General features: G+C 63.0%; 22 protein-coding genes. 13 read left to right on the top strand and 9 right to left on the bottom strand.

What is annotated here, in order from left to right; all coding sequences use genetic code 11:
• Positions 1 to 141: 141 nt before the first annotated feature.
• From QX071_RS15365 to QX071_RS15350, 4 genes are all read left to right on the top strand, one after another.
• Positions 142 to 744, top strand: coding sequence for a cytochrome b (locus QX071_RS15365; protein ID WP_315703555.1), 603 nt, complete (start codon positions 142 to 144; stop codon positions 742 to 744).
• A 244-nt stretch (positions 745 to 988) separates the two neighbouring features.
• A complete protein-coding gene (locus tag QX071_RS15360) occupies positions 989 to 2,389 on the top strand; it encodes a pilus assembly protein TadG-related protein (protein WP_315704262.1) in 1,401 nt (466 codons plus the stop codon).
• Between the two features lie 9 nt (positions 2,390 to 2,398).
• Positions 2,399 to 2,956 carry a TadE/TadG family type IV pilus assembly protein gene (locus QX071_RS15355; RefSeq protein ID WP_315703554.1) on the top strand — a complete coding sequence of 186 codons (558 nt, stop codon included), beginning with the start codon at positions 2,399 to 2,401 and terminating at the stop codon, positions 2,954 to 2,956.
• A gap of 10 nt (positions 2,957 to 2,966) precedes the next feature.
• Positions 2,967 to 3,620: a TadE/TadG family type IV pilus assembly protein gene (locus tag QX071_RS15350; RefSeq protein WP_315703553.1), complete on the top strand. Its 654-nt coding sequence runs from the start codon at positions 2,967 to 2,969 to the stop codon at positions 3,618 to 3,620.
• Between the two features lie 24 nt (positions 3,621 to 3,644).
• Here the strand turns inward: QX071_RS15350 and QX071_RS15345 are convergent, their stop codons facing one another.
• From QX071_RS15345 to aspS, 3 genes are all read right to left on the bottom strand, one after another.
• Positions 3,645 to 5,141 carry an MBOAT family protein gene (locus QX071_RS15345; protein WP_315703552.1) on the bottom strand — a complete coding sequence of 499 codons (1,497 nt, stop codon included), beginning with the start codon at positions 5,139 to 5,141 and terminating at the stop codon, positions 3,645 to 3,647.
• Positions 5,142 to 5,145: 4 nt separating this feature from the next.
• A complete protein-coding gene (locus tag QX071_RS15340) occupies positions 5,146 to 6,045 on the bottom strand; it encodes a hypothetical protein (protein ID WP_315703551.1) in 900 nt (299 codons plus the stop codon).
• Between the two features lie 243 nt (positions 6,046 to 6,288).
• On the bottom strand, positions 6,289 to 8,061 hold the full coding sequence (gene aspS / locus QX071_RS15335; RefSeq protein WP_315703550.1) for an aspartate--tRNA ligase: 1,773 nt from the start codon (positions 8,059 to 8,061) through the stop codon (positions 6,289 to 6,291).
• A 265-nt stretch (positions 8,062 to 8,326) separates the two neighbouring features.
• On the opposite strand from aspS, the gene QX071_RS15330 reads away from it, so the two are divergent.
• Both QX071_RS15330 and rnd read left to right on the top strand, forming a co-directional pair.
• Positions 8,327 to 9,805 (top strand): protein adenylyltransferase SelO, encoded by a 1,479-nt coding sequence (locus tag QX071_RS15330; protein WP_315729169.1) that lies wholly within the window; start codon positions 8,327 to 8,329, stop codon positions 9,803 to 9,805.
• 407 nt (positions 9,806 to 10,212) lie between these two features.
• Positions 10,213 to 11,364 carry a ribonuclease D gene (gene rnd, locus QX071_RS15325; protein ID WP_315703548.1) on the top strand — a complete coding sequence of 384 codons (1,152 nt, stop codon included), beginning with the start codon at positions 10,213 to 10,215 and terminating at the stop codon, positions 11,362 to 11,364.
• 332 nt (positions 11,365 to 11,696) lie between these two features.
• Here the strand turns inward: rnd and QX071_RS15320 are convergent, their stop codons facing one another.
• Positions 11,697 to 11,867, bottom strand: a complete 171-nt coding sequence (locus QX071_RS15320; RefSeq protein WP_315703547.1) for a hypothetical protein — start codon at positions 11,865 to 11,867, stop codon at positions 11,697 to 11,699.
• A 26-nt stretch (positions 11,868 to 11,893) separates the two neighbouring features.
• On the opposite strand from QX071_RS15320, the gene QX071_RS15315 reads away from it, so the two are divergent.
• On the top strand, positions 11,894 to 12,067 hold the full coding sequence (locus QX071_RS15315) for a hypothetical protein (RefSeq protein ID WP_315703546.1): 174 nt from the start codon (positions 11,894 to 11,896) through the stop codon (positions 12,065 to 12,067).
• A gap of 20 nt (positions 12,068 to 12,087) precedes the next feature.
• Here the strand turns inward: QX071_RS15315 and QX071_RS15310 are convergent, their stop codons facing one another.
• The 3 genes from QX071_RS15310 to QX071_RS15300 are packed head-to-tail and all read right to left on the bottom strand — an operon-like array spanning position 12,088 to position 13,917.
• The gene (locus QX071_RS15310) at positions 12,088 to 12,669 is read right to left on the bottom strand and encodes an isochorismatase family protein (RefSeq protein WP_409977507.1); all 582 of its coding nucleotides are present in this window, start codon (positions 12,667 to 12,669) and stop codon (positions 12,088 to 12,090) included.
• Positions 12,666 to 13,289, bottom strand: coding sequence for a GNAT family N-acetyltransferase (locus tag QX071_RS15305; RefSeq protein WP_315703545.1), 624 nt, complete (start codon positions 13,287 to 13,289; stop codon positions 12,666 to 12,668). The genes QX071_RS15310 and QX071_RS15305 overlap by 4 nt, the downstream gene beginning before the upstream one ends.
• Positions 13,276 to 13,917 carry a hypothetical protein gene (locus QX071_RS15300; RefSeq protein WP_315703544.1) on the bottom strand — a complete coding sequence of 214 codons (642 nt, stop codon included), beginning with the start codon at positions 13,915 to 13,917 and terminating at the stop codon, positions 13,276 to 13,278. Before QX071_RS15300 ends, QX071_RS15305 begins: the two co-directional genes overlap by 14 nt.
• 53 nt (positions 13,918 to 13,970) lie before the next feature.
• Here QX071_RS15300 and QX071_RS15295 point away from each other — a divergent pair, with 53 nt between their 5' ends.
• Together QX071_RS15295 and QX071_RS15290 are read left to right on the top strand one after the other, a co-directional pair.
• The gene (locus QX071_RS15295) at positions 13,971 to 15,014 is read left to right on the top strand and encodes a LysR family transcriptional regulator (RefSeq protein WP_315703543.1); all 1,044 of its coding nucleotides are present in this window, start codon (positions 13,971 to 13,973) and stop codon (positions 15,012 to 15,014) included.
• Positions 15,015 to 15,523: 509 nt separating this feature from the next.
• The gene (locus QX071_RS15290; RefSeq protein WP_409977513.1) at positions 15,524 to 15,727 is read left to right on the top strand and encodes a cold-shock protein; all 204 of its coding nucleotides are present in this window, start codon (positions 15,524 to 15,526) and stop codon (positions 15,725 to 15,727) included.
• A 198-nt stretch (positions 15,728 to 15,925) separates the two neighbouring features.
• On the opposite strand, the gene purN is transcribed toward QX071_RS15290, so the two are convergent.
• Positions 15,926 to 16,582: a phosphoribosylglycinamide formyltransferase gene (gene purN / locus QX071_RS15285; protein ID WP_315729168.1), complete on the bottom strand. Its 657-nt coding sequence runs from the start codon at positions 16,580 to 16,582 to the stop codon at positions 15,926 to 15,928.
• Positions 16,583 to 16,586: 4 nt separating this feature from the next.
• Positions 16,587 to 17,672: a phosphoribosylformylglycinamidine cyclo-ligase gene (gene purM, locus QX071_RS15280; protein ID WP_315703540.1), complete on the bottom strand. Its 1,086-nt coding sequence runs from the start codon at positions 17,670 to 17,672 to the stop codon at positions 16,587 to 16,589.
• 155 nt (positions 17,673 to 17,827) lie between these two features.
• Between purM and QX071_RS15275 the strand changes: the two genes are divergently transcribed.
• From QX071_RS15275 to ppx, 4 genes are all read left to right on the top strand, one after another.
• Entirely contained in the window at positions 17,828 to 18,382 is a 555-nt protein-coding gene (locus tag QX071_RS15275; RefSeq protein WP_315703539.1) for a CDP-alcohol phosphatidyltransferase family protein, read from the top strand.
• Between the two features lie 45 nt (positions 18,383 to 18,427).
• Positions 18,428 to 19,126, top strand: coding sequence for a DnaA ATPase domain-containing protein (locus tag QX071_RS15270; protein WP_315703538.1), 699 nt, complete (start codon positions 18,428 to 18,430; stop codon positions 19,124 to 19,126).
• A 109-nt stretch (positions 19,127 to 19,235) separates the two neighbouring features.
• Complete coding sequence (locus tag QX071_RS15265) at positions 19,236 to 21,416, top strand: RNA degradosome polyphosphate kinase (RefSeq protein WP_315703537.1); 2,181 nt, start codon at positions 19,236 to 19,238, stop codon at positions 21,414 to 21,416.
• 30 nt (positions 21,417 to 21,446) lie between these two features.
• Positions 21,447 to 22,958 carry an exopolyphosphatase gene (gene ppx, locus QX071_RS15260; protein WP_315703536.1) on the top strand — a complete coding sequence of 504 codons (1,512 nt, stop codon included), beginning with the start codon at positions 21,447 to 21,449 and terminating at the stop codon, positions 22,956 to 22,958.
• Positions 22,959 to 23,414: the final 456 nt, after the last annotated feature.

Here is a 23,414-nt window from a genome sequence, read left to right as displayed (position 1 = left end):
GTCAGTCGCGTCGGCTATAGCTGCACGCCAGATACGCGCCCATGGTCCTCCCCTGTATCGGGCTCGCTGCGCAGCGGTCCAGAGTTCGTCGTCCAATGACGACAGCGGAGAATGGCCGTGCAATCTTGAAAGACACACGTCATGCGATGGAAGAATACGAAATTCGAGTTCGGTGCCTTGGCCAAGCTGTTTCATTGGACCAGCGCCGCCGCTTTCATCGCCGCCTATATCGTCGTCTACTACGTCATCTGGTTCATGGACGATAGTTCGGATGAATCCCTGCCGGTTCTCAACATCCATTGGGTGCTTGGACTCTTCGTGGGCTTCTCGGTTCTGCCGCGCCTGTTCTGGCGGCTGATCAATGTGCAGCCGGAGCCGCCGCACGGCTCTGCGGTCGAACACCGGCTCGCTCAGCTGGCGCATGCGGGACTGTATGGCTTGCTGATCCTGCTGCCGCTGACCGGCTATATCGGCACCGACGCCAGCACCGATTTCGGCCTGTTCAAGGTGGCAAGCTTCCGCGAAACCATGTTGTTCGGCTGGATCGAAGACGGGCTGGGGATCAGTTGGGAGACCTTCGAGCCGCCGGTCGATGCCATCCACCATTTCGTCGGCAAATGGATCGCGTGGCCTGTCGTCGGGCTGCATGTCGCCGCCGCGCTGTTTCATCACGTAGTCCGCCGCGACGACGTTTTGACTCGCATGCTGCCGCATCGCCGGCCGGCCGCGGGCAGCCCAGCCTAGGCCCCTAAAATCCTACCAATCCGTTTTAGACTCCCTTAACAACGGTCGTCCGCCTGGCCCAACGACATCTCAGCGGACCGATATTCCCAAAACGCAAGTAAGCATTGCTTAATGGCGCATCCTCATAGTTCCGCTTTGCCGCGAGGTGAGCGGCGGCGGAAGCTTGTTTGCTTTCTCCGATCCGCAATCGGGACCGTGCCACAGACGAGTGTCTCCCGCGGGAACGGCAATGAGGGTGACAGCAATGCTACGCGGCTTGGTGCTGCGCTTCGCAAGACATCGTGAGGCCAACGTCGCCATCACATTCGCGCTGATGATGGTGCCGACGATCTATTTGTTGGGCATGGCGCTCGATTACACCCAGGCTGTGCGCAAGCAGGGCCAATTGGACGCGGCCGCCGATGCTGCGGCGATCGCCGCCGTCAGGCCGGCAATGTTGAATCAGACAAACGCCACCGTCGTCCAGCAGACAGCAGCGGCCGTCTTTGCGGCGAAGGCGAATCTTCCCGGTCTGGTCTCCGTGCCGGCGCCCACGATCACGGTCACCGATTCCGGCCTGCAGCGCACCATCACCGTTGCCTATACCGCGCAATCCATCAACAATTTCCCGTCCCTCCTCGGGACTCCGGCGTGGCAGCTCAAGGGCTCCGCTGTGGCTAAAGCCTCGAGCGCGCCCAACATGAATTTCTACCTGCTGCTGGATGACTCGCCGTCGATGGGGATCGGCGCGACTGCGACCGACATCAGCAACCTTATCGCCTACACCGCACCCAAATACCAGAAAGCGACATCGTCGCAGAATTGCGGCTTCGCCTGTCATGAAACCAATATCGCTCACGACGGCGGGACCAAGGATAACCTCGCGATCGCACGAGCTAACAATATCACCTTGCGGATCGATCTCGTGACGAGCGCCGTCAACCAGTTGCTCAATTCGTGGTCGAACTGTCCGCAGCCAGGCGTATCGGGGGGCGTCATGCAGTGCATGTCAGCCCTGAACAACACCACCTATAAAGCGGCCCTCTATACGTTCGACTTGGGTTTGAACACACTGGCCTCGTTGACCACCCCGACGGCGGCAGGAACCTCAGTTTCAAACATTGCGCTGATGCCGGTCGTCTACCAGAACTGCGTCGTCACGACGAGCAACTGTAAGACCGACAACGGGACCAACATCGCCGGCGCGCTCACCAGCCTCAACAACAGCATGCCTACTCCCGGTCTTGGCAGCAACACGTCTGGAGATACGCCCCAGGAGGTGATCTTCCTGGTCACCGACGGCTTCGAAGACAAAATCTCCGCAACTTGCCCCAACGGCACCTTCGCCTCCAACAGTCGATGCCAGCAGCCGCTCGACACCTCGATCTGCACGACCATCAAGAACCGAGGCATCAAGATCGCGATCCTCTACACCGAGTACCTGCAACTCAAGACCCCCAATATCCCGGTGACCGACAACTGGTATATGACTTGGGTAGACCCGTACGACGAGCCTTCGTCCTCAACCGGCACCATCGCGAAAAACCTGCAATCATGCGCCTCGCCCGGTTTCTTCGCCGACGTTCAGACCGGCGGCGACATCTCGACCGCGCTGACGAACCTCTTCCTCAAGGTCGCATCAAGCACGGCCAGCCTCGTGCAGTAGGATCAGCCCATGACTGCACCGGACCTCACATCGGCGAAGGCGCGCAGCAAGAGCTGCACCGCCTTCGTCAAGGACAGCAAGGGTGCGACGGCCGTCGAATTCGCCCTGGTTGCCGCACCGTTCCTTGCCCTCATCATCGCACTCTTTCAAACCTTCCTGGTTTTCTTCGCTCAGCAGCTGCTGGAGACGGTCGCGAGTCAATCCGCGCGCCTTGTCATGACCGGACAGGTGCAGACGCAGAACATGGATCAGGCAACCTTCAAGCAGCAGGTCTGCGGCAATATCCGCATCTTCTTCGACTGCAACAGCTTGATGGTCGACTTGCAAGTCGCCAATTCGTGGTCGTCAACCAACACGGGCATGCCCACGCTGACCTATGACAGCAACGGAAACGTCAGCAACAGCTGGCAATTCAACGCCGGCCACGCCGGCGATATCGTCGTTCTCCGGGTGATGTACGTCTGGCCGGTCATGCTGGGGCCACTTGGTTTCAATCTCTCGAATCTGTCGACCGGCAACAGGCTGCTCATGGCCTCCGCTGCGTTCCAGAATGAGCCGTCCTCTTAAGGAGTCAGATATGCTCGCCGGCCTGTCATTCCGAGTGCGGGGGCTATGGACCGACGCCAAAGCCGTGGCGGCGACGGAGTTCGCCATCGTGCTGCCGCTCATGCTGCTGCTGTATCTCGGCGGCATCGAACTCGGGAACGGGCTGGCCATCAATGTCAAGGTCAGCGAGACCTCGCACAGCGTCGCCGACATGATTTCGCAGAACACGCAGGTCACTGCGACTCAGATGCAAGCCATTCTTCAGGCTTCGTCCTCGATCATGGCGCCATATCCCGTGACGGACAGCAACGGCCCGCTCATCACGGTCACGGTGTCCGAGGTCTCCACCGACGGCAACGGCAATGCAACCGTGCAATGGAGCCAGTCGACCAATTCGACCGCGGCGAGGCCCGTCGGCCAGCCGATGACACTGTCCGCCTTCACCTCGAACACCACGCCAACCAACGCCAACATCTCCCTGATCCTGGGCGAGGTTTCCTATACCTATAAACCCAATCTCGGCTCCGGGGTCGTGGGCAACGTGACGCTGTCCGACAGCTACTATCTGTTTCCACGCTGCTCGACCAACGGTCCCACCACGTCGAACTATCCTTATTACGACGTCAAATACCCCGCGACCGCGACGTGTACCTGCATCCAGCATGTGCAGCAGAAGAGCTGCTGACAGGGGCCGCCCGCCCTGCTCCGTTTAGAACTGGAAGTACAAGAACTCCAGTCGCTGCCACATGCCGAACAAAGAAACCGTCAGCGCCGCCGCAACCAGCGCCGCCCAACCGGCTGAGGGGCGCCAGCGGAGCGTGCCGACATGCTCGGGCGGACGGCGATATTCCCGGTAACCCAGAATCTGCAGCGCGTTCGGCAGCCCAATCGCGATGACGAACGCAGACGTCATCATGGTAGCGCCGAGCCAGAAGAAGCCGTCCGAGCCGACCCAGATGGGCAGGCCAAAGGTGGTGAACACGCCGGACGGAACGTAGGCAGGCCCCTCCAGCGGATACCCGAACATCCCGCTAAACATCCGAAGTGCGCCGCCCAGCGTTGCCGCCCGAAAGAATACCCAGGCAAGCACGACGCTTCCGAAAGTGACGGACCAGCTCAGCACGCGCGTGGCTGCTGCTTTGGGCTTGCCATCCGTTCCGCGCAGCTTCCGCCAAAGATGGTTGGTGACGAGGTAGGCACCATGCAGCCCGCCCCAGATCACAAAATTCCACCCCGCCCCATGCCAGAGGCCGCCGAGCAGCATTGTCGTCATCAGATTGAGATACCGGCGCCCGCTGCCTTGCCGATTCCCGCCGAGCGGGATGTAAAGGTAGTCGCGCAAGAAGCGCGACAACGTAATGTGCCAGCACCGCCAGAACTCGATGATGGAGAGGCAACGGTAGGGAGAGCGGAAATTCACCGGCAGGCGGACGCCGAACAGCAACGCGAGCCCGATGGCCATATCGGAATAGCCGGAGAAATCGAAATAGATCTGCAAGGTGTAGGCGAGTGTCGCAAGCCAGGCGAAATGTGACGGCACCGTACCGCCCGCATCCAGATGAGTGAAGATCGGACTCACGAATTGTGACAGCTCATCTGCAATCATCACCTTCTTGAACAATCCGGCGGAGAAGATCGCCACGGCCCGAGCAGCCAGCACCGCCGCACGGTGGCTCGACGTTCGCTTGAACTGCGGGATCATCTCCGCGTGGTGAACCAGCGGACCCGCGATCAGATGCGGGAAGAAGCTGACGAACAACGCGTAGCTCACCACGTCGCGCTCCACCTTCGCGCCGCGCATGACGTCGACCAGATACGCGATCTGCTGGAAGGTGAAGAAGGAAATGCCGAGCGGCAGGACGACGTTTGCCGGCGCGAATTGCGCGCCTGTCACTGCACCCAGGCTGTCGAGCAGGAAATTGGAATATTTGAAATATGCGAGCAGTGCGAGATCGATGGTGACACCGAAGATGCCGACGACCCGGCGTCGCTTGCGGTCCTCCATGAGCAGGCCGAGCGTAAAATTCATGGCCATCGAACCCGCGAGCAGCAGCAGATATGCCGGATTCCAGGCGCCATAGAATATCAGCGATGCGGTCAGCAGAACGAGGATGCCCGCGCGTTGCGAGTGGCGGCGCGCCGCGGCAAAGGCCAGCAACGTGGCCGGCAGGAACTGAAAAAGGAATGTGAACGAGGAGAACAGCATTGTGCTAGTGAGCGAGCCGGGCGATCAGGCCGCGGGTATAGATCGGCATCCCGTCTTTATTCACGTGCATCTCGTCACTGAACTTGGCCGCGGTCAGTCCGTCTATGGCAGGGATATGGATGAGCGCAAAGCCGCAGCGATCGGCAGCATGCCGGAGTAGCTGCAGAGTCTCTGCTTCGTAACGGAGCCATTCGACATCGGCGCTGCGATCGCCCGGAATCCAAGGCGGCTCCACGACGGTGAGCTTGCGCGACAGGCGAGCAATCTCACACATGGCCTCGACGGCGGCGCGGGACTTCGGCCCCGAAATGTCCCAGTGCTCGTAGTGTGGATGCCGCCCGAGATTTGGATAATCCGGGGCTCTTCCGCTCAGCATCAGGACGCCGCCGCCCGGCGGTACCGTCCCATGCCTCGCCACTTCCTGGACCTCGGCGAGGCGTGCCGAAAAGGAGGCACGAATGTAGCGGACCAAGGTCCCGACCCGCAGCGGCAGAAATGTCGCCAGTTGCTGGAAGACATTCATCCGCGCGGCGACATCGAGCGGATAGACTGATGCCGAACGCACGCCCTCGTTAAAGATGAAAGGCGCGACGCTGAGCACAACATGCGCGTCACCAAATACGTCAGGGAAGGCTCGCGCCGCACCGAGCACAGCGAGAGGCTCACCAGCCTCATAGGCGATGTTGACCGCAAATCCCGGCTGCTGCCCCAGGAGCTTCGCCGCAAGGAGCGGGTCGACCCCGAACTCGGTCCGGCTTTCGCCCGCAAAGATCAGATGTGGGCGCGATTGCAACAGCGGCAATTTTCGGGCGAGCTCTTGCGGAATGTCGACATGGACCAGATCGGCCAGTGCGAGCAGGCCCGTAAACGCGGCCAGCCACAGGCAACACGTGCCGACGAGCACGCTCGCAATCCAAGTCAGGCAGGTGCCAGAGGCGCCCGCGGGAGCGAACGGAACTTGAAGCGACCCGACCTCGACCATCGTATCCTAGGAGCCGACCAACGCAGGGGGCAACTTGCGTCATCGGGGACCGTCATTGCAAGCCCAACGAATACGGACCCGCGGGCATGAGGCGGTAGGCTCGCTTCGCCGCTGCGGCCTGCTGCTGAGACCTCAGCAGCAGGCCGCAGCGGAAAAAGATCGTCCCTACTTGTTCGGCAGGTTGGTCCTGATGTGCAGCTCGCGCAGCTGCTTCACCGTCGCTTCCGACGGCGCGCCCATCAGCAGATCCATGGCCTGCTGGTTCATCGGGAACAGCGAGATCTCGCGCAGGTTCGTGGTGCCACAGAGCAGCATCACGATGCGATCGACGCCGGCCGCCATGCCGCCATGCGGCGGGGCGCCGTATTGGAACGCGCGGTACATGCCGCCGAAGCGCTCGACCACGTCCTGCTCGCCATAGCCCGCGATCTCGAACGCCTTCACCATCGCTTCCGGCTTGTGATTGCGGATGCCGCCGGAGGCGATCTCATAGCCGTTGCAGGTGATGTCGTACTGGAACGCCTTGATGGTCAGCGGATCCTGCGTCTGCAGCGCTTCGAGGCCGCCCTGCGGCATCGAGAACGGGTTATGCGAGAAGTCGACCTTCTTGTCGTCCTCGTTGTACTCGTACATCGGGAAATCGACGATCCAGGCCAGCTTGAACTGATCCTTGTCGGCGAGGTTCAGCTCATCTGAGACCTTGTTGCGCGCAAGGCCTGCGAACTTCCAGAATTTGTCCGGATCGCCAGCGACGAAGAAGGCGGCGTCGCCGTCCTTGGTGCCGAGCTGTTCGCGGATCGCCGCGGTGCGCTCCGGCCCGATATTGTTGGCAAGCGGGCCGGCGCCTTCATTGCCCTCGCGCCACATGATGTAGCCGAGGCCCGGCTGGCCTTCACCCTGCGCCCACGAGTTCATGCGGTCGCAGAAGGCACGGCTGCCGCCACCCGGCGCCGGGATCGCCCAGACCTGGTTCTTCGGGTCCTCCAGCATGCGCGCGAACACCTTGAAGCCGGAGCCGCGGAAGTGCTCGGAGACATCCTGCATCTCGATCGGATTGCGCAGGTCGGGCTTGTCGCTGCCGTATTTGCGGATCGCCTCCGCGAACGGAATGCGCGGAAACACCTCGGTGACCGGCTTGCCCTCGGCGAATTCGGCGAACACCCCGCGGACCACGGGCTCCATGGCCGCGAACACGTCCTCCTGGGTGACGAAGCTCATCTCGATGTCGAGCTGATAGAACTCGCCCGGCAGGCGGTCGGCGCGCGGGTCCTCGTCGCGGAAGCACGGCGCGATCTGGAAGTAGCGGTCGAAGCCGCTCATCATCAGCAGCTGCTTGTATTGCTGCGGCGCCTGCGGCAGCGCGTAGAATTTGCCGGGATGAATGCGCGACGGCACCAGGAAGTCGCGCGCCCCCTCGGGCGAAGACGCGGTCAGGATCGGGGTCTGGAATTCGAAGAAGCCCTGCTCCTTCATCCGGCGGCGCATGGAATCGATGATCGCCATGCGGCGCATGATGTTATTGTGCAGCTTCTCGCGGCGCAGGTCGAGGAAGCGGTATTTCAGGCGAATATCCTCGGGATATTCCTGCTCGCCGAACACCGGCAGCGGCAGCTCGCCGGCCGGCCCCAGCACCTCGATGTCGGCAACGTAAAGCTCGACCTGGCCCGTGGGTAGCTCCGGATTGTCGGTGCCCTCCGGACGGTGGCGCACCCTGCCCTCCATCCGCACCACCCATTCCGAGCGCAGCTTCTCGGCCGCGGAGAACGCCGGCGAATCCGGGTCCACCACGCATTGCGTGATGCCGTAATGGTCGCGCAGGTCGACGAATAGCACGCCGCCATGGTCGCGGATGCGATGGCACCAGCCGGACAGGCGGACGGTCTCTCCGATGTTGCTCTCGCGGAGCGCGCCGCAGGTATGGGTCCGGTAGCGATGCATGGTCGTCCTGAATTCGATCGTCTGAGGAGAGGGAATCGGCCGCGCCTTCAGGCGCCAGCCGATGCGCGGCCGGTTTAGCCGAGCGAACCCCGCGCGGCAACCGAATGCGCTCATCCTTTTTCGGCCGAGCCGCGGGAGACAGGCGCGGTTCGCCGGGCCGGGATGCCGCCGCCGGGCCTGCCGCCGAATTGAGCTGCCGCAGGATAGCTCAACTGACGGCCGTTTGGGCTCGAAAAGCCGGCGCGCCACGCCTATCTTTACCGCTATGACCGTGCATTTCCCCTTCCAGAACTCCTATGCCGCGCTGCCGGACAATTTCTTCGCCCGCGTCGCGCCAACGCCCGTCGCCGCCCCGCGACTGATCAAGCTGAACCGGCCGCTGGCCGAGGAGCTGGGGCTCGACCCAAAAGAGCTGGAGACGGCCGAGGGCGCCGATATCCTGGCCGGCAAGACCGTGCCCGCAGGCGCCGAGCCGATCGCGATGGCCTATGCCGGCCACCAGTTCGGGCATTTTGTTCCCCAGCTCGGCGACGGCCGCGCCATCCTGCTCGGCGAGGTCGTGGACCGGAACGGTATCCGCCGCGACATCCAGCTCAAGGGCTCCGGTCCGACGCCATTTTCACGCCGTGGCGACGGCCGCGCCGCACTCGGGCCGGTCTTACGCGAATACATCGTCAGCGAGGCGATGCATGCGATGGGCATCCCGACCACCCGTTCGCTGGCCGCGGTCGTGACCGGCGAGCCGGTCTACCGCGAAGGCGCCCTGCCCGGCGCGGTGCTGACGCGTATCGCATCCAGCCACATCCGGGTCGGCACGTTCCAATATTTTGCCGCTCGGGGCAACGTTGAGGCCGTCCGCCAGCTCGCCGATCATGTCATCGCCCGGCACTACCCTGAGATCATCGGCTCGGAACGGCCCTATCACGCCCTGCTCGATGCCGTGATCGCCCGGCAGGCTCGGCTGATCGCGCAATGGCTCCTGATCGGCTTCATCCACGGCGTGATGAACACCGACAACACCTCGGTCGCCGGCGAAACCATCGACTATGGCCCCTGTGCTTTCATGGACGCCTACGATCCCAAGCAGGTGTTCTCCTCGATCGACGAGTTCGGCCGTTACGCGTTTGCCAATCAGCCGCGGATCGGGCTCTGGAACCTGACCCGGCTGGCCGAGTGCCTGCTGCCGCTGCTCGACGAGGACAAGGAGACCGCGATCAAGCAGGCGGAAGCCGCACTCGACGGCTTTGCCGAGCAGTTCACGTCGGCCCATCAGGCCGGCCTGCGGCGCAAGCTCGGGCTGGCCACCGAGCGCGAGGGCGATCGCGAGCTGGCCCAGGCGCTGTTCGACGTCATGACCGCCGGCCAGGCCGATTTCACCCGCACCTTCCGCCGCCTGAGTGACGCCGCGGGCAGCGGTGACACCTCCGAGGTCCGGGCCATGTTCGCGGAGCCGGCCGGGTTCGACGAATGGGCCCCGCGCTGGCGCCAGCGCCTCGCGGAGGAACGCGAGACGTCCCCCGCGGCACGGCAGGCCGCGATGTGCGCGGTCAATCCGGCCTTCATCCCGCGCAACCACCGTATCGAGGCGGTGATCGCGGCCGCAGTCCGAGACGACGATTTCGCGCCGTTCGAAGAGCTGATCACCGTGTTGGCCAAGCCTTATGAGGACCAGCCGGCATTCGCCGCCTATGCCGAACCGCCGCAGCCCGAGGAGCGGGTGCTGCAGACATTCTGCGGCACGTAGCGACCGGTCCGGGCGTCAATCCGCTCCACGGAGCTATTAACCGCGCGTCCACCATCGCGACGCGCGGGATCGTGCGTTTAAGAAATGGTCAACGCAGCCCCGACAATTCTCGCGATCTGTCGGGAGATCGGCTGGTGGACGCTCTGGTTTTCGAATTCATGGGATTGGCGATGATCGCGCTGTGCGTCATCGCACTCGCCGTGCCCTGCGGCCGCCGGCGATCAGGCCGCGTGCGCAATCAGTAACGATCAAGCGGGAGCCGGTTCAACCTGCGGGCGCTTCCCACGAGCACTTCCCGGCCGCTTGGCCCTGATCCAGCCGAAATGCAAGCCCCGAATTCGTCCCAAGACCCTTGACATATCAGCGCTTTCGGACGACGGCGTAAGTCAGCGCGTCATGGATCATTCATGGACTTGATCACCACTACCGCGGACCTTGCGGCCGCCTGTACCCGCCTCGCCCGGCATCCCGTCATCACCGTGGATACCGAGTTCCTGCGCGAGACCACCTATTATCCCCTACTCTGCGTGGTGCAGATGGCGAGCCCGGAAGAGGCGCTCGTCATCGACGCACTCGCCGATGGCATTGATCTGAAGCCATTCTTCGCGCTGATGGCCAATGAGAACGTGCTGAAGGTCTTCCACGCCGCGCGCCAGGATATCGAGATCATCTGGCACCGCGCCGGCATCGTGCCGCACCCGATCTTCGACACCCAGGTCGCCGCCATGGTGCTCGGCTACGGCGACAGCATCGCCTATGACCAGCTGGTCGAGCGCATCACCGGCCATCGCCCGGACAAGACCCACCGCTTCACCGACTGGTCACGCCGGCCGCTGACCAAGGAGCAGATCCACTACGCCGAGGCCGACGTCACGCATCTGCGCGATGTCTTTGCCGCGCTCGATGCCGACCTGAAGCGACGGCAACGGAGCGACTGGGTCAGCGAGGAGATGGAGGTGCTGACCTCGCCGCGCACCTACGACTTCCACCCCGAGCGGGCCTGGGAGCGACTGAAGACCCGGGTGCGCAAGCCGAAGGAATTGGCGGTCCTGATGGAGATCGCCGCCTGGCGCGAGCAGGAAGCACAGAGCCGCGACGTGCCGCGCAGCCGCGTGCTGAAGGACGATGCGATCGGCGACATCGCTACGCACGCGCCGACCTCGATCGAGAAGCTCGGCAATCTGCGTTCGCTGCCGAAGGGCTTCGAGCGCTCGAAATGGGGCGCGGACATCGTCGCCGCCGTGCAGCGCGGAGTGGCGCGCGATCCGGCCAGCCTGCCCAAGATCGAGAAGCCGCGCAACAACTCCAATGGAGCTGCGATCGTCGAATTGCTGAAGGTGTTGCTGCGGATGACTTCGGAGCGGCACGCCGTCGCCAGCAAGGTCATCGCGACCGTCGACGATCTCGAGCAGATCGCCCTCGACGACAACGCCGATGTCGCCGCATTGCACGGCTGGCGTCGCGACTTGTTCGGCGAGGCCGCATTGGCGTTGAAGCATGGCCGCCTGGCGCTCGCGATCGAAAAAGGTCGCGTTGTGCGGGTCGATCGCGGCAGTTAACACCAAAGGATGTAAATTCGCTGGTTTATTGCAGAATGCAAAGGGTCAATACAGATCCATTACAAATCATGTCTACTGGTTCAGATCGGATGACGGCCCACTCCCGCCGGTAAGGCCTCCCGCTCAGATATTGATGCTCATATTTCGGAACTAACGCTCGCATTTCGGAGCCAAACCACACTGGAATCAAAGACTTTTTTGTCCAATTCCGGACTTCGCGTTGCGAAGCCGCTAAGTCCGGAATTTGGACATTGCGTTCTCATATATTCTAGCGTTTCTCAAAATACGACGTACGCAAATGAGTTCGCTGTGATCCCAATATCGGCTGCCCACTAATCTGTCCCATTTTCCGGGCCCTGTTTGGCGGCCAATGCCTGCGAAACTTCGATAACAGCCATTGACAGAATATAGGCGCTAGTAGGTAAGTTGAGCTCACGCGCTTTTTCAACGGCCGCCTGGAGAGTGCGGGCCAATTCCTTGAGCTCTTCCTCTCGGGTCGCCATGACCTTCTCGTTTCTGGAGCTTATGCGTGAGCACGGACGATTGCGAATCGCGGGGAGAGAGGCTGCTGCGCCTGCTGCACGAACATCAATTGGATCTGAACGTCGTCGAGGGTCTGCGGCTCATCATTGCGTTCAACAAAATTAAAGAATCCTCCGATCGGCGCGTTCTGATCGAACTCGCCGAACGCCTGTCGAAGTAACTGCGCCATCGGCTGTCCGCTTACACCGCGACCTGACCGCTTGCGTCGGTCAGGTCGGCACATTTCACGACGCCTGCGAAATTGCCGATGACCTTGGTGACGACGAGCTTGTAGGACGCGACGTCGTCGATGCCCGGCCGGCGGCAGGCCACGGCATCCCCCACCACCTGATAACGATGGCTGCGATGAAAGCCGTCGACCACGGTCGACAGGATGGTTTCGTCGAGCGAGAAGCCGAGCACGACGCAGCGGATGCTGCGCATATTGGCCATGTACTCGGCAAAGCGCGAGGAGCTGTAGGCCGATGGGAGCGGATGCTCAAAGGCGAGTTCGCCGGGATTCGGCTTCAACTCCGTAATCCAATTGGTCAGGTTCGAGGCGGGATTGAACCAGGCCGCCTGCGCGATCCGCTTCAGATGGATCACCGGCCAGAGATTGTCGCGCCACAACGTCATGAGTTCGAGGCAGCGCGGCATGACCCGGTCACCATCGGCGATCAGATGCTTGCGCCCTTCCGCGAGATATTCGCATTGCAGGTCGGCGCAGATGAGCACCGGCGGATCATGCTCGATGGTGTCGACCATATCGCGGGGCTGGCTCATTGTCGTGCTGCCGCAACGCCGCGCAAGGGGGAAGATGGCGGCCGGCCCGCCGACAGGTCGAGCACGCCAGGCCGATCCCAATCGCCTTCAGGGCGGATGATCACATAGGGATCGCTGTCGAGCGTGATCGCGTCATCGCTCGGCTCGAGCTCCAGCACCATCTCGGTGTAGGAAAAGTCCGAGAAGGTCAGCTTGCGATTTTGCCCGATCGGCTTGGCGCCGAAATGCGCCCAGAAGTCGACCAGCCGGTCCTGCGCCTGACCGTAGATCTTGCGAAAACCCTTGCGTCTCACATAGTCGACGCTGGCCTGCACCAGCTTGAAGGACAGCCGCGAGCGGCGATATTGGTGACGCACGGCAAGCCGTTCGACCTTGGCAAATTCGCCGAAGAAGCGCACCCGCAGGCAGCCCGCCGGCTCTTTGCCGATGAAGCCGATGAAATGCGCGGCAACCAGGTCGTTGCCGTCGAACTCCTCTTCCATCGGGCAGTCCTGCTCGGCGAGGTAGACTGCAGAACGGATGGCCGTCACGAGCATGAGGTCGTTCGCATCGCGCGCGATGCGAACCGATATCGCCCGTGGGTTCGCCTTGTTGGTTGCAACGGAGCTAATGGCGTGCATCCGCGACACTCCTCGTCAACGATCGCTGTACTGAAACATGGGTGGACTGCATTGCCGACGGCACTCGATTCCAGGGCCGCTGATAGCACCACAGATCCGGCTGGAAGCTGGCGATGGGTTTGAAGCCCAGCGTCACCAGGAGCGCGCGCCCGTCTCGGCTTGATGGTTGCGCATAGTAATCCGCGCTGACAAATCGCGGCCCGCGAAGGAACCGAGCAACATTGGCGATTGCAACCGCCCCGCGACCGCGGGCGGCAAGCGCCCATACATAGATCGCCTCAACTTCTTCACCGGCGCCCGCGAGATATTCGCGCGAAGGCTGCGTCAGATCGATCTCATCCAATAGTAGCGCATCCATCCCGCTACTATTCAAATAGAGAAAGGCTATGCCCCCGAGCAGATTTGCGCCACTACGAAAGGCGAATATGGAGTGCTGATCATGCTTCCAGAACTGCTCGAGAGCCGTTTCCGAAATACGAACTCCCGGAATCTCTTTCTTGGCTATGGCCGCCAGCTCACCCAACTCGCCCAACTGCGCTGGGGCTGCGACAGCTGCTCGTGTCGGCGCAAGCGCGTCCAGCTCATGGCGACGCGCAAATTCCCTACTTCCTTGGAATATGTTCTGCATCTATGGTTCCCGCTGGTCTTGATCACTCATCATACCTGACGGGGCTCGAGGGTATGCGGCAACGTTTGCATCGGGGTGCTGCATCCACGCAGCACAAAAAATTTGACGAAACACTTAAGGCTTCGTGGGAAGACTTGAGAGCTTTTCTTCTATGCACCCGCCACCAGAGCTTCAGGAATGCCGCCGAAGTTCTCGGCCTGACCGGCACGACGTTGATGCGGAAGATCGATCGGCTCGAGCATGAGCTCGGCTGCAAGCTGTTTATCCGCGATCAGTCAGGTCTGTCGCTCAGCGATGAGGGACATGCTCTTCTATTTGACGTGGAGCAGATGGAGCGACTTAGTTTCAACATCTTCCGCAGGGCCTCGATGTCAACTGACACTCACGGCTCAGTCCGCGTCGCAGTGACGGAAGGTCCTGGCAATTTCTGGATTTTGCCCCGATTGATCGACTTTCAGAAAACCTATCGCAAGATTATGGTCGACCTGAACTGCGCAATGGAGCAGGCGGACGTATCACGTCTCGAGGCCGACATTTCCATTCAATTGGAACGACCAACAGATCCAGACCTCATCGTCACTAAATTGGGAAGGCTTCACATCTATACGTTCGTCTCGGAAGCCTATCGAGATGCGTATGGCGTGCCCACGTCGCTTGCAGACCTTCGAAATCACCGCATCGTCAAGCAGCATGGCGTTCAGCTCGACGAGACCGGTTATGCGCGAGTACTCGGTCTTGAGTCCTTGGAGGGAATTGTCGGCATTTCGACCAATTCAAGCGTTGCTGTACTTTATGCGATTGAGCGCGGCGCAGGCGTCGGCTTTCTGCCGACATCGGCGATTGCCTTGGGCGCGCCACTCGTACCGGTTGATCTTGGGATCAATTACCACATGGATCTGTGGCTCACCTACCACAAGGAGTTCCGTCACTCCGACCGACATAAGCTGGTCATCGACTGGCTCAAAAGCATCTTCGATCCGAAGGTCTACGCCTGCTTCCGAGACGAGTTCATCCACCCGACAGCCCTGATCCCGCTCATGACAGCATCACGGGAGAATTTCGGGCTACAGGGTTATATCGCCCCCAAGCCTGTGTAGGCCTGCCACTCGCAGCCTCCTTCGCCGCAACACCAGCGGTATATCGATACTCCTCCGGCTCCGAACGGCCGCCACATCCCCTCCAGCCGCGACCGCGGGCCGATCCCCGTCCGGTAGGTCGCAAGAGTGGTACGGGCGCTTGGAACCAGAACGGGCCCACGGAGACGGAGCCTCCAAATTGGAGCCGCCGACTGCGGCGATCCGTCCGCAGTTCCACCCAAAGTCACTCGTTCGGCCGGACGCCGACCGGCACATCGGCAACCCATGTGGTTCCGCAGCCACAACTCTCGGAATTGAGACGCAGGCGCAGCCCTCGTCCTACGCCCGCCCCAATCTTGCTATCCGGCGCAAATCGTGTTGCAATCTCAGGTGCAATCGGATCCGGCCGTTCGACTGTGCGTTTCGCGACTTCGGAAATTGAACAGACTTCGGGAAGCCCGTTTGTGGCGTGGCACGCAATTCGCGTGGCCGCGTCTTTTTTTCGTCTAGACGAGGAGACAACGATGCCGATGCACAAAGGCACCGTCAAATGGTTCAACCCGACCAAGGGTTATGGGTTCATCAAACCGGCAGGGGGCGACAAGGACGTCTTCGTCCACATCTCCGCTGTGGAGCGCGCAGGCTTGTCCACGCTCAACGAAAACCAGGCGGTCGAATATGACCTTGTGGAGAGTCGCGGCAAGACGTCGGCCGAGAATCTGAAAGTGTCCTGAACCAAGCTCAGCACACTATTCTCTTACCGCCATTCGCCTGGACGGATCGCGACACCCGTCGCGTTCCGAAATACACCTCAACACCGGATCTGCCGATCTTCGCATCTGGCCGATCGGTCAAACTTCGTCATGGCTGGCACAGGCGGCCATGACCCCCACCCCCGGCCCTCGCCGGGGGAATTTGCCCGATCAGCGCGCTCAACCGGCCGGTGCTGGCCAAACCAGCGCCTGACCTTGCGGACCGGCTGTCGTGGTCTTGCACAGATCGCCTTCCAAACGCACCTGTCCTGCGGCAAGCAGCCGCAAAGCGGCAGGATAGATGCGATGCTCGATCTCGAGAATCCGCGTCGAGAGCGTCTCCGCCGTGTCGTCATCGCCGACCGGGACCGCCCCCTGCATCACGATCGGCCCGGCATCGGTTTCGGGGATGACGAAATGCACGGTCGCCCCCGAGATCTTCACCCCAGCGCGCAAGGCCTGGCCGTGCGGGTCGAGCCCCGGAAATGACGGCAGCAGCGAGGGATGGATATTCAGCATCCTGCCGTGCCAGCGCAGCACGAACTCGGCCGTGAACAGGCGCATGAAACCGGCGAGGCAAATCAGCTCGATGCCGTGCCGATCGAGCGCCTGCTGCAACACCGCCTCGAAACCGGCGCGGTCCTTGCCGAACGGCTTGCTCTCGATCACCAGGGTCGGGACGTTCTGGTCGGTCGCCCATTGCAGACCGGCGGCATCGGCGCGGTTCGAGATCACGACCGCGATCTCGGCCGGAAAATCGCTTGCTGCCGCTGCGCGGACCAAGGCCGCCATGTTCGACCCGCGGCCGGAAATCAGAATGGCGACACGTCGCTTCATGTTGTCACCGCGCCAAGTCGAGATGACCGTTATAGACGACGCGCTGTTCGCCGTGCTGACCGTCCTGGACCGGGATCACCTCACCCAAGAGCGTGACGCTCTCGCCGTTCGCAGTGAGGACCTCGCTGACCTTGTCCACGGCATCGGCCTGCACGATCGCGATCATGCCGATGCCGCAGTTGAAGGTGCGCAGCAACTCCAGCTCGGCGATGCCGCCCTGCTCCGCCAGCCATTTGAACACCGGCAGCACCGGCAGGCGGGCGAGGTCGATGGAGACGCCAAGCTGCTTCGGCAGCACGCGCGGGATGTTGTCGGTGAAGCCGCCGCCGGTGATGTGGGCGAGGCCCTTCACGGCGCCGGTCTCGCGGATCGCCCGCAGGCATGATTTGACGTAGAGCCGCGTCGGCGCCAGCAGCGCGCCGCCCAGCGTCATGACAGGCGCGAACGGCGCCTGGGCATCGAAACCGAGGCCGGATTGCGCGACGATCTTGCGGACCAGCGAGAAGCCGTTGGAGTGCACGCCCGACGAGGCGAGCCCGATCACCGCATCGCCGGCCGCGATGTCGCCCCGCGGCAGCAGCGTGCCGCGCTCGGCCGCCCCAACCGCAAAGCCGGCCAGATCGTAGTCGCCATCCTTGTACAGGCCGGGCATTTCGGCGGTCTCGCCGCCGATCAGCGCGCAGCCTGACTCGCGGCACCCTTCCGCGATGCTGGCCACGATGGAGGCCGTCGTCTCCGGATCGAGCTTGCCGCAGGCGAAGTAATCCAGGAAGAACAAGGGCTCGGCCCCCTGCACCACGAGGTCGTTGACCGACATCGCCACGAGATCGATGCCGATCCCGGCATGCAGCCCGGTCTCGATCGCGATCTTCACCTTGGTGCCGACGCCATCGGTCGCCGCGACCAGCACAGGGTCCTTGAAGCCGGCCGCCTTCAAGTCGAACAGGCCACCGAAGCCGCCGATCTCGGCGTCGGCGCCGGCGCGCGCGGTGGCGCGAACCATCGGCTTGATCAGATCGACCAGGCGGTTCCCGGCATCGATATCGACCCCCGAATCCGCGTAAGTGAGCCCGTTTTTGCGCTCGGCCATGGTAAAACCCTTAATTTCGTCCGCTGGTTACGTCGAATTCTCGCTGCGCGCAATGGCTCGCAAGGGATCGATCCCCATACTATGTTGGAGCTGGCTGGTTCTCCCCGCCTGATGAATCGGGCATTGCGATCTTTTCGGCAGCCGGGACGTGTTGCGTGACCATTCCCCACTCTATTCCAAATCTGATTACCCTGGGACGCATCCTGCTGGTCCCGATCGTGGTGTGGGCCATCGCCTCCAACCAGATGGAGATCGCCTTCGCGGTGTTCGTGGTGGCCGGGATCAGCGATGCGGTCGACGGCTTTCTGGCCAAGCGCTTCAATCTGCGATCCGAACTCGGCGCGCTGCTCGACCCACTTGCCGACAAGGCGCTCCTGGTCTCGATCTTCATCACGCTCGGCGTCTGGGGCGCGATCCCGCGCTGGATCGTGATCCTGGTGGTCTCGCGCGACATCATGATCGTGTCGGCGGTGATCGTGTCGTGGCTGTTCGATCGGCCGGTCGCGATGCGGCCATTGATGGTATCGAAGCTGAACACGGCGGCCCAGGTTGCGTTCGCTGCGCTGGTGCTCGCCTCGCTCGGTTTCCGCTTCGACCCCAGCCCGTACGATGGCGTCCTGATGGCCCTGGTGACCGTCTTTACGCTCGTCTCTGTCGCGCTTTATCTGGTGGAGTGGGTGCGTCACATGAACACCATCGAACCCAGATGAGCCACCGGCTCCACAACGACCGATCCAAGATGGAGCAGACCTGACGTGGCCAGCCACACGCCTCCTCGCCAACTGGCGCTTGCGCTGCCGCATGCCGAAAGCCTCTCGCGCGACAATTTTTTCGAAGGCCCGTGCAACGCCGCAGGCCTCGCGCTGATCGAGGCCTGGCCGGAATGGCCCGCGAAGACCATGTTCCTGGCGGGACCGGAGGGATCGGGCAAAAGCCATCTCGCCGCAATCTGGGCCCAGCAGGCCGGCGCGCGCTCGCTCTCGGCCCATGCGCTCGAAGCAGCCGCCGTGCCCAGCGCGCTCGTCACCGGCGCCCTGGTGCTGGAGGATCTCAAGGCCGGCGACATCGACGAACGCGCCCTGTTCCATCTGCTCAATCTGGCGCGCCAGGACGGCGCCTACGTCCTGATCACCACCTGCCAGACACCGGCGTCGCTGCCGATCGCGCTGAACGATTTGCGCTCGCGGCTGCGCGCCATTCCGGTGGTCGAGTTGCTGCCGCCGGACGACCAGTTGTTTCGGGCCCTGATCGTGAAATTGTGCGCCGACCGCCAGTTGACGATCGACGAGGCCGTCGTGAGCTATCTGGCCACTCGGATCGAACGCTCCTACGCGGCCGCCCGGGAGGTGGTCGCCCTGCTGGATGCCGAATCCTTGCGGCTCGGCCGGCCGGTGACGCGAGCGCTCGCCGTAGAACTGTTGCGAAAACATGATCAATCACCTCCCGCGTCTTGACGTTCTCCCTGGCGGGAACATCAATGGGCGCGGATGCGTCAACCGATGATCGGCCCGCATCGCAACGCGCGGCCAGCCCCGGCTTTCACTCACGATGGACCGACTTCTCATGGACTCTGCGCAAGCTACTGAAATCAATGAGAAACAGGCGGCAACGCCCGCGCCGCCGTCGATCGCCACGAGCCCCGAGCGCTTCATCAATCGCGAGCTCTCCTGGCTGCATTTCAACCGCCGCGTCCTGGAGGAATCGGTCAATCCGCGCCATCCGGCATTGGAACGGGTGCGGTTCCTGTCGATTTCCGCCAACAACCTTGATGAATTCTTCATGGTCCGGGTCGCCGGCATCCGCGCCCAGGTGCGCGAGGGCATCGCCGAGCGCAGCCCGGACGGCCTGACCCCGCTCGAACAGCTCAAGGTCATCAACGAAAGCGTATCGCAGCTTGCGATCGACCAGCAGGCGATCTGGCGCGACCTGCGCCGCGTGCTCGCCGAAGTCGGGGTGGTTTTGGTGGATGGCCAGGATCTCACCAAGGCCGAGCGCAACTGGATCGAGGATCACTTCCTCGCCAACATCTTCCCGCTGCTGACGCCGCTCGCGATCGATCCCGCGCATCCCTTCCCGTTCATTCCGAGCCTCGGCTTCACGGTGGCGCTGCAGCTGACGCGTGTCTCCGACGGCCGGCCGATGAATGCGCTGATCCGCATGCCCGGCAAGCTCGACCGCTTCATTCGCTTCCCCGGTGCCAAGGACGGCGTGGTGCGCCTGATCACCCTGGAACAGGCCACCGGCCTGTTCATCGGCCGTCTGTTCCCCGGCTACACGGTCAAGGGACAGGGCGCCTTCCGTATCATCCGGGACTCCGAAATCGAAATCGAGGAAGAAGCGGAAGACCTGGTTCGGCTGTTCGAGACGGCGCTGAAGCGGCGTCGCCGCGGTTCGGTGATCCGGCTCGAGATCGAGGCCAACATGCCGGCGGAGCTGCGTCTCTTCGTGCAGGAGGCGCTGTCGACGACGGGCGACGAAGTGTTCCTGGTCGACGGCGTGCTCGCCATGAACGAGCTGTCGCAGCTGACGCGGGTCGATCGTCCCGATCTCGAATTTCAGCCCTATGTGCCGCGTCATCCCGAGCGGGTGCGCGAGCATGGCGGCGACATTTTCGCCGCGATCCGCCAGAAGGACCTGATCGTCCATCATCCTTACGAATCCTTCGACGTCGTCGTGCAGTTCCTGCAGCAGGCCGCGCGCGACCCCGACGTGGTCGCGATCAAGCAGACGCTGTACCGCACCTCGAACAACTCGCCGATCGTGCGCACGCTGGCGGAAGCCGCCGAGGCCGGCAAATCGGTGACCGCGCTGATCGAGCTGAAGGCCCGGTTCGACGAGGAAGCCAATATCCGCTGGGCGCGCGACCTCGAACGCGCGGGCGTGCAGGTGGTCTACGGCTTCCTGCAGCTCAAGACCCACGCCAAGCTGTCGATGGTCGTGCGCCGCGAGGGCGGCAGCCTCACCACCTATGTCCACACCGGGACCGGCAACTATCATCCGGTGACCGCGCGCATCTACACCGACCTCTCCTATTTCACCTCCGATCCCGTGATCGGCCGCGACGTCACGCGTGTGTTCAACTACATCACCGGCTATGCCGAGCCGATCGACATCGAGAAGATGGCGGTGTCGCCCCTGACCTTGCGCAAGCGAATGATCGAGCACATCCACGGCGAGATCAATTTCGCTCGACAGGGCAAGCCGGCCGCGATCTGGATGAAGATGAACTCGCTGGTCGACCCCGACATCATCGATGCGCTCTACGAGGCCTCCCAGGCCGGTGTCGTGATCGAGCTGGTGGTGCGCGGCATCTGCTGCCTGCGCCCGGGCATTCCCGGGCTGTCGGAGAACATCCGCGTCAAGTCCATCATCGGCCGCTTCCTGGAGCATGGCCGCATCTACTGCTTCGGCATGGGCCACGGCCTGCCGAGCGCCAAAGCGGCCGTGTACATCTCCTCGGCCGACATGATGCCGCGCAATCTCGACCGTCGCGTCGAGGTGCTCTGCCCCATGCAAAATCCGACGGTGCATCAGCAGGTCATGGAGCAGATCATGGTCGCAAACCTCATCGATACCGAGCAGAGCTGGCAGTTGTTGCCGGACGGATCGTCGAAGCGTATGAAGGCCGCACCCGGCGAGGAGCCGTTCAATTTGCACAACTACTTCATGACCAATCCGAGTCTGTCCGGCCGTGGAAAGTCGCTCAAGGAATCATCGCCGCGCCGCCTCACACGCCGCAAGTGACGTGACAGTCTTGTATTGCGGAATCCTGCCGTGAAGCGGCCGCGCAAGCGGGGGCCGACGCGACCTCAAAGCGTCGGCGTCATCGACATCGGCTCGAACTCGGTCCGTCTCGTCGTGTATCAGGCGCTGGAGCGCAGCCTCCTCACCGTCTTCAACGAGAAGGCGCTGTGCGGGCTCGGGCGCGAGGTCCAGACCACCGGCCTCTTGGCAGCTGATGCCGTCGACAAGGCGCTCACGGCGCTGACGCGCTTTCGCGCCCTGTGCAAGGTGCAGCAGGTCGGGCGCGTGCATGCGATCGCCACCGCCGCCTGCCGCGACGCCTCCAACGGCCCCGACTTCATCGCACGCGCCGAGAAGATCTGCGGCGCCAAGATCCAGATCCTGTCGGGCACCGAGGAAGCGCGCTATTCCGCGCTCGGGGTCGTCTCCGGCGTTCACAAGCCGGACGGCATCGTCGGCGATCTCGGCGGCGGCTCGCTCGAACTGATCGATGTCCGCGGCCACCAGGTCCATAGCGGCGTGACGCTGCCGCTCGGCGGGCTCGCGCTGCAGGACCTCGCCGAAAAATCGCTGAAGAAGGCGGAGCGGATCGTGCGCGACGCACTGACCGATCTGCCGCAGCTCGTGGCCGGGCCCGGCCGCACCTTCTACGCCGTCGGCGGCACCTGGCGCGCGCTGGCGAAGATCCACATCATCCAGAGCGGCTATCCGCTCAGCGTGATGCACGGCTATGCCATTCCGGCTGCGTCGGCGCTCGATTTTGCCCGCCGCCTGCGCGAGCTCGCAGCAGCCGACATGCTCGCCGACATCGAGGCCGTGGCCGAGGCGCGGCGGCCGCTGCTCACCTATGCGGCCTTGGTGCTGGAATACGTCATCCGCGTCGCCAGGCCGAAGACCATCGTGTTCTCGACCTATGGCGTGCGCGAGGGCCTGCTCTACGCCAAGCTCTCCGAGAGGGAGCGCGCCGAGGACGGGCTGCTCAGCGCCGCGCAAAGCCTGAACGAACTGCTGTCGCGGTCGGCCCGCCATGCCCGCGAGCTGATGGACTGGACCGATCGGCTGGTTCGGGTCGCCCATCTCGAGGAGACCGAGGAGGAGCGCCGCCTGCGTCATGCGGCCTGCCTGCTGTCCGACATCGGCTGGCGGATGCATCCGGACCACCGAGGCGAGGAGACCTATGGCCTCATTCTCAACGGCAATTTCGGCTCGATCAGCCATGAGGGCCGTATCTTCGTCGCGTTGTCGGTGTTCTTCCGTTACGAGGGCTTTCGCGACGAAGCGGCCCCGCCGGCTCTGATGCGGCGCCTGCCGAAGGCCCAGATCGAGCGCGCCAGGATCCTCGGCGCGGCGTTCCGCGTCGCGCACCTCATCTCGGCCGCCCGCCCCGGGGTGCTGCCGGCGACCCATTTCCGCAGCCGCGACGACCAGCTGATGCTGGTGTTCGAACATCGCATGGTCGATCTCGTCGCCGACCGCGTCGGCGGCCGCTTCAAGCAGCTGGCCCGGCTGATCGGCCGTACCGGATCGGTGGTGCTGAGTTAGCTCGCCTGCTGCCATTCGCACACGACCTCTCCTTCCCGCCGCACGTTAGTGCCCGAGGTGTGCTGTTCGAGCTCCCTCTTGATACAGAGGGCGCGGGGAACGCCGGGTGAAGGCCTCACCCATGGCCCGCCTGCAAAAAGAAAGCAGGCGGCAGTCACCACAGGTTCAGCCGAACATCCGGCATTCCCCGCGCGATGGGCTTACGGCTTATACGTGCTCTCCCCAGGGACCGGCTGTTTTGTCCCTGTCGTCAGCGCGACGCGAAAGCGTCGTCACGAACTTGACCTCAGCACCGGGAGGCCAGGACCACACGACTTCACCGTCCGCAGAGCACCGTTCGTCCGCGCCCAAACGAGCGCCTTCCGATGCTTCGCGGCCACCGCCTCCCCGCCTCGCGTGTCGTGACGATCGCGCGCAACGCCCCTCCGTGGTGAGGCGGGATGGCGTCAGAGAAAC

This window comes from Bradyrhizobium sp. SZCCHNS1022 (assembly GCF_032484835.1).
GTDB lineage: Bacteria > Pseudomonadota > Alphaproteobacteria > Rhizobiales > Xanthobacteraceae > Bradyrhizobium.
Note: the sequence above shows the minus strand (reverse complement) of the source record. Positions and strands in the feature narration are given on the sequence as shown.

Bases quoted from the DNA above. Each gene is read 5' to 3' on its own strand.
- aspS (WP_315703550.1), bottom strand. From the start codon at position 8,061: ATGCATCGCTACCGGACCCATACCTGCGGCGCGCTCCGCGAGAGCAAC.
- QX071_RS15320 (WP_315703547.1), bottom strand. From the start codon at position 11,867: ATGGCGACCCGAGAGGAAGAGCTCAAGGAATTGGCCCGCACTCTCCAG.
- QX071_RS15360 (WP_315704262.1), top strand. From the start codon at position 989: ATGCTACGCGGCTTGGTGCTGCGCTTCGCAAGACATCGTGAGGCCAAC.
- QX071_RS15365 (WP_315703555.1), top strand. From the start codon at position 142: ATGCGATGGAAGAATACGAAATTCGAGTTCGGTGCCTTGGCCAAGCTG.
- QX071_RS15355 (WP_315703554.1), top strand. From the start codon at position 2,399: ATGACTGCACCGGACCTCACATCGGCGAAGGCGCGCAGCAAGAGCTGC.
- QX071_RS15350 (WP_315703553.1), top strand. From the start codon at position 2,967: ATGCTCGCCGGCCTGTCATTCCGAGTGCGGGGGCTATGGACCGACGCC.
- QX071_RS15310 (WP_409977507.1), bottom strand. From the start codon at position 12,669: ATGAGCCAGCCCCGCGATATGGTCGACACCATCGAGCATGATCCGCCG.
- QX071_RS15305 (WP_315703545.1), bottom strand. From the start codon at position 13,289: ATGCACGCCATTAGCTCCGTTGCAACCAACAAGGCGAACCCACGGGCG.
- QX071_RS15300 (WP_315703544.1), bottom strand. From the start codon at position 13,917: ATGCAGAACATATTCCAAGGAAGTAGGGAATTTGCGCGTCGCCATGAG.
- QX071_RS15290 (WP_409977513.1), top strand. From the start codon at position 15,524: ATGCACAAAGGCACCGTCAAATGGTTCAACCCGACCAAGGGTTATGGG.
- QX071_RS15345 (WP_315703552.1), bottom strand. From the start codon at position 5,141: ATGCTGTTCTCCTCGTTCACATTCCTTTTTCAGTTCCTGCCGGCCACG.
- rnd (WP_315703548.1), top strand. From the start codon at position 10,213: ATGGACTTGATCACCACTACCGCGGACCTTGCGGCCGCCTGTACCCGC.
- QX071_RS15265 (WP_315703537.1), top strand. From the start codon at position 19,236: ATGGACTCTGCGCAAGCTACTGAAATCAATGAGAAACAGGCGGCAACG.
- purN (WP_315729168.1), bottom strand. From the start codon at position 16,582: ATGAAGCGACGTGTCGCCATTCTGATTTCCGGCCGCGGGTCGAACATG.
- QX071_RS15295 (WP_315703543.1), top strand. From the start codon at position 13,971: ATGCGGCAACGTTTGCATCGGGGTGCTGCATCCACGCAGCACAAAAAA.
- purM (WP_315703540.1), bottom strand. From the start codon at position 17,672: ATGGCCGAGCGCAAAAACGGGCTCACTTACGCGGATTCGGGGGTCGAT.
- QX071_RS15330 (WP_315729169.1), top strand. From the start codon at position 8,327: ATGACCGTGCATTTCCCCTTCCAGAACTCCTATGCCGCGCTGCCGGAC.